We start from the raw sequence: 13020 nt of genomic DNA, 5'->3' as shown, positions 1-13020 counted from the left end.
CGGAAAAACTCGTTTACCAAGCCTGGCCCACCGAAAACAAAGAAGCCCGGCGAGACGATCGCCGGGCTTCGATGATGAGGTTCGAGTGCGTAAACGGCACCGACCGATCTTAGTTGTGGTAGGCAGCTTCGCCGTGAGATGCGAGGTCGAGACCTTCGCGTTCGGCTTCGACCGGCACACGCAGACCGACGATGATGTCGACGATCTTGTAGAGGATCGCAGAGCCGATACCCGTCCACAGGATGGTGATGACGACGGCCTGAATCTGAACCATCAACTGACCACCCATGGTCTGCTCGCCGGCATAGCCGACGCCGCCAAGCGAGGCGCTTGCGAAGATGCCGGTCGCCAGAGCGCCGAACATGCCGCCAATGCCGTGAACGCCGAAGACGTCCGCGGTGTCGTCGTAACCGAACTTGTTCTTCACCACGGAGACGAAGAAGTAGCAGAGCGGCGAAACGATCACACCCATGACGATCGCGCCCATCGGGCCGACGATACCAGCAGCAGGCGTGATGGCAACGAGACCAGCGATCATGCCCGAAGCAGCACCCAGCATGGAAGCCTTGCCACGCGTGAAGCTTTCAACCACGCACCAGGAGAGAATGGCGGCAGCGGTGGCGATGAAGGTGTTGACGGTTGCAAGCATTGCACCACCGGAGGCTTCCAGGTTGGAACCGGCGTTGAAGCCGAACCAGCCGACCCACAGCATGGCAGCGCCGACATAGGTCAGCGTCATGGAGTGCGGAGCCATCATGTCCTTGCCGTAGCCCGTACGCTTGCCGACCATGATCGCACCAATAAGACCGGCGACACCGGCATTGATGTGAACGACCGTGCCGCCAGCGAAGTCAAGGGCGCCGAGACCGAAGAGGTAACCCTTGGCATCCCAGACCATGTGGGCAATCGGGAAGTAGACGAAGGTAACCCAAAGCAGGCAGAAGAGAACCGAAGCCGAGAACTTGATGCGTTCCGCGAAGGCGCCGATGATCAGTGCCGGCGTGATGGCCGCGAAGGTCATCTGGAACATCACGAAGATATATTCCGGAATGACGACGCCCTGCGAGAAGGTCGCAGCGGTCGTGTCCTTGGTCACACCCGCGAGGAAGAGCTTGGCGAAACCGCCGAAGAACGGGCTTTCAGAACCACCGAAGGCGAAGGAGTAACCGTAGACGACCCAGGCAATCATGACGGTGGCGGCAATGACCGTGCACTGCATCAGAACCGACAGCATGTTCTTGGCGCGAACGAGACCGCCGTAGAACAGGCCAAGACCCGGAACGGCCATGAAGAGGACCAGGATGGTGGACAGGAACATGAAGGCGGTGTCGCCCTTGTCCGGAACGGCGGCAACGGCTGCTGCTGCTGCGGGGGCAGCAGCGTCCTGCGCAAAGGATATGACCGGCGCCAGGAGGGCTGCCGCACCGGCGCCCAAGGCGCTGAGTGTGGAAATTTTCTTGAAGTTCATAATCTGAGGACTCCCCTGTCAGCCGAGCTCAAAGCGCTTCTGTGTTCGTTTCGCCGGTGCGGATGCGCACTGCCTGTTCAATCGAGTAGACGAAAATCTTGCCGTCGCCGATCTGCCCCGTCTTGGCCGCGGATGCGATTGCATCGACTGCCTTTTCTACCACGTCGGACGCCACCGCGATCTCGATCTTCAGCTTCGGAAGAAAGCTGACCGCATATTCGGTACCGCGATAAATCTCGGTATGTCCTTTCTGACGTCCGTAACCCTTCACTTCGGTTACGGTCAGGCCCTGAATGCCGAGCGCGGTGAGAGCCTCGCGCACCTCATCCAGCTTGAACGGCTTGATAATGGCCATCACAATTTTCATCTGGTTTCCCATCCTTTGTTTGTGCTCGGCATGGAGCCGACTCTCCTTGCCGCTGGCAGATCAGTAACAGCGACTGACACTCTATATTCAAAGGGCGTGCCAGTTTCGGCAGGCAAGGAATAAGTTATTGAAAAGTAACGACTATAAAAGATAAGGCGGCAAAACGGGCAATTGTTCGCGCTTTAGGCGAGCAATTTATAGGCGATTTTTAAAAAATGATCGTTTTTTAGTCATTTGCCCGTTTGCGAATCAGGCCCTCTTGCGCCATCGAGGCGATAAGCACGCCATCGCGGGTAAAGAGGTTGCCTCTGGTCAATCCGCGGGCACCGGACGCACTGGGGCTGTCCTGCGTGTAGAGCAGCCAGTCTTCCAACTTGCACGGGCGATGAAACCACATGGCGTGATCGAGGCTCGCCACCTGGATGGTCGGATCGAAGATGGTCGTTCCGTGGGCATAGAGTGATGTATCGAGCAGCGTCATGTCGGAAAGATAGGCGAGAACCGCTGCCTGATAGTGCCTGTCATCCGGCACGGCACCGACGGCGCGCACCCAGATATCCTGCTTCGGTTCCAGCTTTTCGCGCGAGATATAATGCGTGAGCGAGACGGGGCGGATTTCGATCGGCCGCTTGTTCTCCCAGTATTTGCGGATCGCAGGTGGCGCATTGGCAAGAAACGCCTCCTGCAACTGCGCCTCGCTCATCAGGCTTTCCGGCTGCGGCACGTTCGGGATCGGGCTCTGGTGATCAAAGCCGCCCTCCTCGATCTGGAACGATGCCGACATGGCAAAGATCGCATGACCGTGCTGGATGGCAACAATGCGCCGGGTGGCGAAGCTTGCACCGTCGCGAATGCGATCGACCTGATAGATGATCGGCACGAGGGGATCGCCCGGCCGCATGAAATAGGCGTGGAGCGAGTGGATAAAACGGTCCGCATCCACCGTTCGCTGTGCCGCCATCAGTGCCTGCGCGATGACCTGACCACCGAAGACGCGCTGCCATCCAACCTGTGGGCTGGTGCCGCGGAAGAGATTTTCTTCAAGCTTTTCAAGATCAAGCGTGGCGAGAAGATTTTCCATCGGGCTTGATGAATGAGAAGGATGCGACATTTCGGCATGCTCCGGCTGTATGAAGACGTGATGGGATGGTCTATAATGGCAGAAGAATATGCACAAGAACGCAAGGCGCAGGAGAAGACGCAATGCTTGATGTCGTGATTGCCGGGGGCGGATATGTGGGCTTAAGCGTTGCCGTCGCCATCAAGCAGGCAGCGCCGCATCTTGGCGTGCAGGTCATCGAAGCCGCACCGGAAGACGTCTGGAAGAAGGACGTCCGAGCCTCCGCGATCATCGCCGCCGCAAGCCGCATGCTGGATGTCTTCGGCATCTGGCAGGAGCTGGAGCCGGAAGCCCAGCCGATCAACAAGATGATCGTGACGGATTCGCGCACGGCCGATCCTGTTCGCCCGGTCTTCCTCACCTTCGACGGCGACGTGGCGGAAGGCCAGCCCTTTGCGCATATGGTCCCGAATGTCGCCATGGTCGGTGCTTTGCGGGGAGTGTGCGAGCGGCTCGGCATCGAGATCCGCCATGGGCTCAGCGTCACCGGTTTTTCCGCCGGTCCGCAAAGCAATCAGATTTCGCTCTCCGACGGCTCCTCGCTGGAAACGCGTCTGCTGGTCGCCTGCGATGGCGTGAAATCGGCGCTGCGCGACATGGCCGGCATCAAGACTGTTCATTGGGCTTACGATCAGTCGGGCATCGTCACGACTGTGGAGCACGAGCGGCCGCACAATGGCTGCGCGGAAGAACATTTTCTGCCTTCCGGTCCCTTTGCCATCCTGCCACTCAAGGGCAACCGCTCGTCACTCGTGTGGACGGAGCGCACGGCAGATGCCGACAGCCTCGTCGCGTCCGACGATCTTATCTTCGAAGAAGAGCTCGAGCGTCGCTTCGGTCACAAACTCGGGCCCATTCGCCCCGTCGGTCCGCGCCGAGCCTTCCCGCTTGGCCTCACGCTTGCCCGCGCTTTTGTCGCGCCACGCATCGCCCTTGCCGGCGACGCCGCCCACGGCATTCACCCCATCTCGGGACAGGGCCTCAATCTTGGCTTCAAGGATGTTGCGGCACTGGCCGAGACCGTTGTCGAGGCCGATCGCATCGGGCTTGATATCGGCTCACTCAACGTGCTGGAGCGCTACCAGTCCTGGCGCCGCTTCGACACGGTGCGCATGGGTGTCACCACTGACGTGTTGAACCGTCTTTTCTCCAATGATGTCGGGCCGATCCGCGTTGCGCGCGATTTCGGGCTGGGCCTCGTTGATCGGATTCCCGCATTAAAGTCCTACTTCATCGGCCAGGCCGCCGGAACGGCGGACCGCAATGGACCGAGATTGCTGGCGGGACAACCTTTGTAGCCGGCATCGTCTTTTAGCATCATCTGATTCAGCATCTGGTGGCTTTCGGTAAAGCGGAAGCCACATCTTGCCGTGAACAAAGACTGAATCTGGCAGAGTCAGCGATTCGTCTCTGATTCGTTCTCAACCTGTTCCGAATCTTGCGCCTTTGGCGTTTCTTAGCAAAAAGCGGTTTTGGCGTGCCAAATTAGCGGTCAATTCAAGGGCGACGCCGATGATAACTGCTTTCGTCCTTGCGTTTGGCCTTGCCGATTGCCATGTGTGGGAAGACTGAAATGCGGGCGCCCTCACGCCGTGTCCGAAGAGTAGCAGCATCGTCGTTTTCGCGGATAGTACGTTGAATTTTCGCCCCATGATCTTGAGCGGCCGCGGTGTAACGGCCGTTCTTGGACCGACAAATACCGGCAAGACCCATTATGCCATCGAGAGAATGGTGGCGCATGGAAGTGGCGTCATCGGCCTGCCGCTGCGCCTTCTGGCACGCGAGGTCTATACGCGGCTGGTGGAAAAGGTGGGCGCCAACAATGTTGCGCTGATCACCGGCGAAGAGAAGATTTCCCCACCGCGTGCCAAATATTCCGTCTGCACCGTGGAGGCGATGCCGCGCGAAACCAATGCCGCCTTTGTCGCCATCGACGAAGTCCAGCTCGCGGGCGATCTGGAACGCGGCCATATCTTCACCGACCGCATTCTGAATCTGCGCGGCAAGGAAGAAACGCTGCTTCTGGGTGCCGGCACGATGCGGCCGATCCTCGAAAAGCTGCTGCCCGGCATCGTCATGGTGGAGCGCCCTCGCCTGTCGCAACTCTTCTATGCCGGATCGAAGAAGATCACCCGCCTGCCCCAGCGCACGGCGATCGTCGCCTTCTCGGCCGATGAGGTCTACGCGATTGCCGAACTGGTACGCCGTCAGCGTGGTGGCGCTGCGGTGGTTCTCGGTGCGCTGTCGCCCCGTACCCGCAACGCGCAGGTTGGCCTCTACCAGAACGGCGACGTGGAATATCTGGTGGCGACCGATGCCATCGGAATGGGTCTGAACCTCGATGTCGACCATGTGGCATTCGCCCAGGATCGCAAGTTCGACGGCTATCAGTTCCGCAATCTCAATCCGGCTGAAATGGGCCAGATCGCCGGTCGTGCCGGACGGCATCTGCGTGATGGTACCTTTGGCGTGACAGGCCGCGTCGATCCGCTGGACGACGAGTTGGTGGAAAGGATCGAATCACACGAGTTCGATCCGGTCAAAGTGCTGCAATGGCGCACTAAGAACTTCGATTTCTCGTCCATCAGAAATCTCCAGGCAAGCCTCGATGCGGCACCCACGGTGCAGGGTCTGTCGCGCGCCTTGCCTGCCATCGATCAGCAGGCACTCGAATATCTCGGGCGCTACCCGGAGATCATCGACGTCACGACCACTGCGGAGCGCGTCGAAAGATTGTGGGAAGCCTGCGCTTTGCCGGATTATCGCCGCATCGCGCCTGCACAACATGCCGATCTGATCTCTACTCTCTATTTCGATCTCGTCAAACGCGGTACGGTCAACGAGAATTTCATGGCCGAACAGGTACGCCGAGCCGACCGGACGGATGGTGAAATCGACACGCTCTCCGCCAGGATTGCGCAGATCAGAACATGGACGTATGTATCCAACCGCCCAGGATGGCTTGCCGATCCGACACACTGGCAAGAAAAGACACGGGAAATCGAAGATCGATTGTCCGATGCTCTACATGAAAGGTTGACGAAACGCTTTGTTGATCGCAGGACATCTGTGCTCATGAGGCGCCTAAGAGAGAATGCGATGCTTGAAGCTGAAATCAGTGTGAATGGTGATGTCTTCGTAGAAGGACATCATATCGGTCAATTGGCGGGATTCCGGTTTACCCCGGTTTCGGGAACCGAAGGTCCAGATGCCAAGGCCGTCCAGGCGGCAGCGCAAAAGGCGCTCGCATTGGAGTATGAGGCGCGCGCCGCCCGTCTCCATGCCAGTGGTAATGGCGACTTGGCGATGAGCTCGGACGGTCTCGTCCGCTGGCTCGGTGAGCCCGTGGCGCGTCTGGCAGCCGGTGACAACATCATGAAGCCGCGTGTCATCCTTCTGGCCGACGAGCAATTGAGCGGCAATGCGCGTGACCACGCGCTCGCCCGCATCGAGCGCTTCGTCAATCACCAGATCGCAACGGTTCTGAAGCCGCTCGACGATATTTCTCGCGCCGAAGATCTGCAGGGTCTCGCCAAGGGTCTGGCCTTCCAGCTGGTTGAAAATCTCGGTATCCTGTTCCGCCGCGATGTGGCCGATGAGGTCAAGACGCTGGATCAGGACGCGCGCGCCTCCATGCGTCGTTACGGCATCCGCTTTGGCGCCTACCACGTCTTTCTCCCAGCGCTTCTCAAGCCGGCGCCTGCCGAGCTCGTGACGCTGCTCTGGGCGTTGAAGAATGACGGTCTCGGCAAGCCGGGCTATGGCGATCTCATCCCGGTTCTGGCTGCCGGCCGTACCTCGGTCGTCACCGATCCCGGTTTCGAGCGCATGTTCTACAAGCTTGCCGGCTTCCGTTTCCTTGGCAAACGCGCTGTGCGCATCGATATTCTCGAGCGTCTGGCCGACCTCATCCGTCCGCTGCTGCAGTGGAAGCCAGGCCAGCAGCCGCGCCCTGAGGGCGCCTATGACGGTCGTCGCTTCACCACCACGACGGCGATGCTGTCGATCCTGGGTGCTACGCTGGATGACATGGAAGAGATCCTCAAGGGTCTCGGCTACCGCGCCGACCAGGTCTCCGCGGAGGAGGCAGCAACCTTCCTCGCCGCCCAGAGCGGTGATGCTGCGAAGGCAGGCGCGACGGAAGCGGCACCAGCCGAAGAGGCTACAAGTGACGATGCCGACGCTTCCGATGCATCCGAACAGGAAGCGTCTGCCGAAGCTGCGACCGAAACGCCAGCAGAGGTGAAGGCTGAAGAGCCGAAGTCCGAGGAAGCTACGGCTCAAGAAGCAAAGCCTGAAGAGGCAGCGGCTGAAAATGCCGAGCCGAAGCCGGTTCTCTTGTGGCGCCCCGGTGGCCGCAACGACAACCAGCGCAGCGACAACCGTCGTCCGGGCAATCGCAATGCTGGCAACCGTGGTGAAGGCGAGCGTCGCGAAGGCGGTGAAGGTCGTCCCGGCAATCGCCAGAACGCCAATCGCGACGGCAACCGTGAGGGTGATCGCAAGCGAGAAGGCGGACGTCCTGACAACAAGGCACGCGGCAACAATAACCGTGGCGATCGTCCCGATCGTGGCGAGCGCAAGGACCGTCCGGAGCGCAATGATCGCGGCGGCAAGCCGCAGGGTCAGCAGCGTTTCGAGGCCAAGCCACCGCGCAAGGAAAAGCCGATGGATCCGGATTCGCCTTTCGCCAAGCTCGCTGCTCTCAAGGAGCAGCTGAAGAAGTAAGCCTATGGGTGCTAAGGAACAGCCACTGGAAGCCGGGCGTCAGCGCCTCGACAAGTGGCTGTTCTTCGCCCGTATGGCAAAGTCCCGCTCGATAGCCCAGAGCTACATCCAGTCGGGCAATATCAAGGTCAACGGCGCGCCCGTGCGCCAATCCAGCCACATGGTGAAAACCGGTGACAGGCTGGACATCGCAATCGAGCGAATGGACCGTGTTCTCATCGTCAAGGCACCCGGCGAGCGCCGCGGGCCTTACGAAGAGGCCAAGCTCCTCTATGACGATCAGACCCCGCCCCGCGAACCCAAGGATCGCATGACCTTGCTTGAGCAGGCGGTGCGCCTGCCAGGCAGCGGCCGCCCGACCAAGAAGGAACGCCGGGCGCTGGACAGGTTCATCTCCGATGCCGAGAACCCAGAGGATTAGAATAAACGACTACGTCGCTACCTTTTTTCAGCATCCTTTGTCCTTGCCATCTTGTCATAAAGGCATTACCTCACTTGCGAAAATGCCCTGTCTGAATTCCGGGCGAAGGCTTGTGTTTGAAAGCCACCAACCCGGCCTGCATATTCTGGAGTTCTTCATGACGTATGTCGTGACCGACAATTGCATTCGCTGCAAATACACCGACTGTGTCGAAGTCTGCCCCGTGGATTGCTTCTACGAAGGCGAAAACTTCCTCGCCATCAATCCCGACGAATGCATCGATTGCGGCGTATGCGAGCCGGAATGTCCCGCCGAGGCGATCAAGCCGGATACCGAGCCGGGCCTCGACAAGTGGCTGAAGATCAATGCTGAATACGCTGCCATCTGGCCGAACATCACCGTCAAGCGCGATCCGCTTCCGGAAGCCAAGGAGATGGACGGCGTCGAAGGCAAGCTCGACCTCTATTTCTCCGCCGAACCCGGCAAGGGCGACTGAACAGCTCGCCGCTTCGAGATTTTAAAAAGCCTCCCGGCATCCGCCGCGGAGGCTTTTTCATGCCTATCGATCGATGGAATGACTCAGCTGCCCCTGCCCGCCTGGAGTGTGGTGGCAAGCAGTGTCAGAAGCGCCACGCTTTCCTCCAGGCTTTGGCGCTGGCGGCTCTGCAGGATGGCAGACTGCAAGCGGTTCATCTCTCTGGCAATCGCCGCTGGCTGCCATGTGCGCAGCGCGCGCTCAATCACCGGCTTACGACGAAAATGGATGCCGCGCCCAAGCGTCTGCATCACCTGGCCGGCCTGCAGCTTCTTCTCATCCATTTCGGCCCGCATCTGGTCGAGCATTTGGAACTGGCGGAGGCACCCTTGCAGTACCAGGAAGATCGGCGTCTTGGATGAGATGATCTTCTGCGTGGCATGGAAGAAGCCGTTGCGGTCGCCCTTCAGGATCGCATCGACGGCGTCGTCGGCAGACACGGCACTGGCATCACCGATAATCGCGGCGACATCGTCTTCCTCGATCACATCCCGGCCGCGGCAATAGAGTGCCAGCTTCTTCACCTCGTTGCGCGAGGCAATACGATCGCCACCAAGCGATTCGATCAGACGCTGACGTGCCGCCGGCGTGATTCTCAAGTTTTCATCGGCAAGCTCATGGTCGATCAGCGTGTTTAGCGATCTCGCATCATCCGCATAGCAGGGGATGGCGGCGATAGAGCGCGATGGCTCGGCGATCTTGCGCAGGCCTGTGCCCTTTTTGAGATCCCCTGCCTCGATGATGAGAAAGCTCGTTTCCGGCGGATTGTCGGCCAGCACCTGAAGCGCATCGACCAGCGGCTTCTCATTGGCCGCACCCTTGACCCAGACGAGCTTTTCGCCACCGAAGAGACCGATGGCATTCACCTCGTCCAGAAGCCGTCCAGGGTCGCCCTGAAGGTCGGTAACGGCAAGTTTCAGGGAAGCAAAGGCATCATTGGGATCGATACCGGTCTTTGCGGCAATCACCGCTGCACGTTCCGACACCAGTCCGCGATCCGGTCCGTAGAGAACGAAAATGCGAAAACGCTCCGCCGGATTGTCGGCGAAGCGCTCGAATTCATGGGACTTGATTTCCGTCATGATCGCAGCTTATCGGCTGAGCGTGGCGGCAATGTCCGTGCGGATGATCTCTGCCAATTCACGCGCCGCGCGGTTTTCACCATCCCGGACCGCACGGATCTTGGCGAATTCCTGCTGCGGTAGGTCGAGCATGGCGGTGACGGTGCGCTTGGCCGACCGCAACACCTGACCATCGGACATGCGCGTCAGCACATATTGTCCGGTCATCGTCACGCGGCCCGGATAAGGACCGTCATAGTTGCTTTTGCCGACCGACAGGCTCGTATCGTTCGTCACCTCGGTGGAGCTTGCACTGGACGTGACCACCAGCTTGACCTGGTAATCGGTCTTCACGGGCGCCCCTTCACCACCATAGGCGAGGAAGATCAGGTGGTTGCGGACCTCTTGCGTGATACGGTCGCCGGCGGACGAAAAGCTGACGGAGGCGAGCTTCTCACGCGTCCCGGATTCCACGCTGTAGAGCGGGCGAACCTGGCAGCCTGCAAGCGCACCGGACAAAACGACGACAGACACTGCGGCTGCTATGCGGCCCCATCTGGAATAGGCATCAAACAACAATGTTCACGATCCTTTGTGGAACCACGATGATCTTCTTCGGCTCTGAACCGGCGAGTGCCGCTTTGACGGCATCCAGTTCCAGCACGGCGGCGCGGACGGTATCTTGATCCGCATCGCGGGCGATTGTCAATTCGCCACGCTTCTTGCCGTTGATCTGGATCGGCAGAACGACCTCGTTCTCTTCGACCAGCATCGGCACGAAAACCGGCCATGCCGCCTGCGCAACCAGTCCGGAATTGCCAAGCACCTTCCAGCATTCCTCCGCCAGATGCGGCGTCATCGGCGCAATCATGCGGATGAGGATTTCCACCGCATCGCGCGCCGCAGCCTTTACCTGATTGTCCTTGTTGCCGTTGGCAACCTCAGACAGGGGGCCGGCCAGCGTGTTGACCAGTTCGTAGATACGGGCAATTGCCTTGTTGAAGGCAAGCTTGTCCAGATCGTCCTGGACAGCCTTCAGCGTCTTGTGAGCGGCCTTGGACATCGCCAGGCCCTCGCCTGCCGTCGCCGGTGCTGCATTGATAGCCCTCAGTTCCTCGGCGGCTTCGCCGACGATGCGCCAGACGCGCTGGACGAACCGATGCGCGCCTTCGACACCGGCTTCCGACCAGATCACATCGCGGTCCGGTGGACTATCGGACAGCACGAAGAAACGCGCGGTATCGGCGCCATAAGAGGCGATGATATCGTCGGGATCGACCACGTTCTTCTTCGACTTCGACATCTTCTCGATGGAGCCGATGGCAACCTCTTCGCCGCTTTCCAGCATGTAGGCGCGGCGCTTGCCGTCCACTTCCTCGATGCGGATATCTGATGGCACGATCCACTGGCCGTTCTGACCTTCGCCCAGGCGATAGGTCTCATGCACCACCATGCCCTGGGTGAACAATCCCTTGAAGGGCTCCTTCACGTCCACATGGCCGGTTTCCTTCATCGCGCGGGTGAAGAAGCGCGAATAGAGAAGATGCAGGATCGCGTGCTCGATGCCGCCAATATACTGATCGACCGGCAGCCAACGATTGGCGACCTTTGGATCGGTCGGCTGATCTTCCCAGGGTGCGGTAAAGCGGGTGAAGTACCAGCTGGAATCGACGAACGTATCCATCGTGTCTGTTTCGCGCCGCGCATCGTGACCGCATTGCGGGCAGGCGACATGACGCCATGTCGGATGACGATCGAGCGGGTTGCCAGGCACATCGAAAGTGACGTCATCGGGCAGCTTGACCGGCAGGTCCTTCTTCGGAACGGGCACGACGCCGCAGACTTCGCAATGGATGACCGGGATCGGGCAGCCCCAATAGCGCTGGCGCGAAATGCCCCAGTCACGCAGGCGGAAATTCACCTTGCGCTCCGCCTGCGGGGCATTGCCCAGAACCTGCTGCGACAGCTTCGTTACGACGGCCTCGAAAGCGTCCGTGGTCTTCATGCCGTCGAGGAAGCGGGAATTGATCATCACCCCGTCATCGACATAGGCCGTATCGCCAACCGTGAAGCTTGCCGCATCGCCATCTTCAGGCATGACGACGGGAACAACCGGCAGGCCGTATTTGTGGGCAAAATCCAGGTCGCGCTGGTCGCCCGAAGGGCAACCGAAGATCGCGCCGGTGCCATAATCCATCAGCACGAAGTTGGCGATGTAGACTGGCAGCTCCCAGGAGGGATCCAGCGGGTGGACGACCTTGACGCCGGTATCCATGCCGCGCTTCTCAGCCGTTTCCAGCGCAGCCAGAGACGTGCCCTGACGACGGCACTCGTCGCAGAACTCGGCAATCTCGGCATTCTTTTCAGCCAAAGCTTTCGCCAGCGGATGATCGGCGGCAATCGCCAGGAAGGAAGCGCCAAACAGCGTGTCCGGACGCGTCGTGTAAACGGTGATGTCGTCGAAACCTTCCGGCGCCGTTGCGGCCACTGTCTGCCAGCGCAGCGACAGGCCTTCCGATTTGCCGATCCAGTTCTTCTGCATCAGCCGGACCTTTTCCGGCCACTGATCCAACTCGTCCAGAGAGTCCAGCAGATCCTGGCTGAAATCGGTGATCCGGAAGAACCATTGCGTCAGCTCGCGCTGCTCGACCAGCGCGCCGGAGCGCCAGCCGCGACCGTCGATCACCTGCTCATTGGCCAGAACCGTATGATCGACCGGGTCCCAGTTGACCTTGGACTGCTTGCGATAGACCAGGCCCTTCTGCATGAAGTCGATGAACAGCGACTGCTGACGGTGGTAATAATCCACGTCGCAGGTCGCAAATTCGCGGCTCCAGTCCAGCGACAGTCCCATGGACTTCAACTGGCCACGCATGGTGGCAATGTTCTGGTAGGTCCAGTCCTTTGGATGAACCTTGTTCTGCATGGCGGCGTTTTCCGCCGGCATGCCGAAGGCATCCCAACCCATGGGATGCAGCACGTTATAGCCGCGCGCGCGCTTGTAGCGGGCGACCACATCGCCCATCGCATAGTTGCGCACATGGCCCATATGGATGCGACCGGATGGGTACGGGAACATCTCAAGGACGTAATATTTCTCGCGGCTGTCGCTATTATCTGTGACGAAGACCTTGTCTTCGTTCCATTGCTGCTGCCAGCGCGGCTCGGCGTCGCGAGGATTATAACGTTCGATGGCCATACTTCTGAAATCCGGGTATCGAGGGGGTAATGCGCGGTGACCTTCACCATGAAACGACCGATGCGTCAAGTTTTGCAGGGCGTTAGGGGGCGCAAACTTGGAATACAGCGCTTAAATGGTG

At 59.7% G+C, this 13020-nt stretch carries 10 protein-coding genes; 4 read left to right on the top strand and 6 right to left on the bottom strand.

Translation table 11 applies throughout. The features are described from left to right. Positions 1–109 precede the first annotated feature (109 nt). The 3 genes from EYC79_RS14850 to tesB form a co-directional block, all read right to left on the bottom strand. Positions 110–1468: an ammonium transporter gene (locus tag EYC79_RS14850; protein ID WP_130978474.1), complete on the bottom strand. Its 1359-nt coding sequence runs from the start codon at positions 1466–1468 to the stop codon at positions 110–112. Positions 1469–1496: 28 nt separating this feature from the next. Next, entirely contained in the window at positions 1497–1847 is a 351-nt protein-coding gene (locus EYC79_RS14845) for a P-II family nitrogen regulator (protein WP_062424736.1), read from the bottom strand. A 214-nt stretch (positions 1848–2061) separates the two neighbouring features. Next, entirely contained in the window at positions 2062–2946 is an 885-nt protein-coding gene (gene tesB / locus EYC79_RS14840) for an acyl-CoA thioesterase II (RefSeq protein WP_062424735.1), read from the bottom strand. A 92-nt stretch (positions 2947–3038) separates the two neighbouring features. Between tesB and EYC79_RS14835 the strand changes: the two genes are divergently transcribed. The 4 genes from EYC79_RS14835 (at position 3039) to fdxA (ending at position 8600) form a co-directional block, all read left to right on the top strand. Beyond that, positions 3039–4253, top strand: coding sequence for a ubiquinone biosynthesis hydroxylase (locus EYC79_RS14835; RefSeq protein ID WP_112359173.1), 1215 nt, complete (start codon positions 3039–3041; stop codon positions 4251–4253). Positions 4254–4605: 352 nt separating this feature from the next. Continuing rightward, entirely contained in the window at positions 4606–7683 is a 3078-nt protein-coding gene (locus tag EYC79_RS14830) for a helicase-related protein (protein WP_130978610.1), read from the top strand. Positions 7684–7687: 4 nt separating this feature from the next. Further along, positions 7688–8104, top strand: coding sequence for an RNA-binding S4 domain-containing protein (locus EYC79_RS14825; protein WP_130978473.1), 417 nt, complete (start codon positions 7688–7690; stop codon positions 8102–8104). Positions 8105–8261: 157 nt separating this feature from the next. Next, positions 8262–8600 carry a ferredoxin FdxA gene (gene fdxA / locus EYC79_RS14820; RefSeq protein WP_062444698.1) on the top strand — a complete coding sequence of 113 codons (339 nt, stop codon included), beginning with the start codon at positions 8262–8264 and terminating at the stop codon, positions 8598–8600. Positions 8601–8683: 83 nt separating this feature from the next. Here fdxA and holA read toward each other — a convergent pair whose 3' ends face one another. The 3 genes from holA to leuS are packed head-to-tail and all read right to left on the bottom strand — an operon-like array spanning position 8684 to position 12899. Continuing rightward, positions 8684–9721 (bottom strand): DNA polymerase III subunit delta, encoded by a 1038-nt coding sequence (gene holA, locus EYC79_RS14815; RefSeq protein ID WP_113225106.1) that lies wholly within the window; start codon positions 9719–9721, stop codon positions 8684–8686. A gap of 9 nt (positions 9722–9730) precedes the next feature. Continuing rightward, positions 9731–10276 (bottom strand): LPS assembly lipoprotein LptE, encoded by a 546-nt coding sequence (locus EYC79_RS14810; protein WP_162744383.1) that lies wholly within the window; start codon positions 10274–10276, stop codon positions 9731–9733. After that, positions 10269–12899 (bottom strand): leucine--tRNA ligase, encoded by a 2631-nt coding sequence (gene leuS, locus EYC79_RS14805; protein WP_130978472.1) that lies wholly within the window; start codon positions 12897–12899, stop codon positions 10269–10271. Before leuS ends, EYC79_RS14810 begins: the two co-directional genes overlap by 8 nt. Positions 12900–13020: the final 121 nt, after the last annotated feature.

Source organism: Agrobacterium cavarae (genome assembly GCF_004310285.1).
Lineage (GTDB): Bacteria > Pseudomonadota > Alphaproteobacteria > Rhizobiales > Rhizobiaceae > Agrobacterium > Agrobacterium cavarae.
This window is presented reverse-complemented; position numbering and strand designations above follow the sequence as displayed.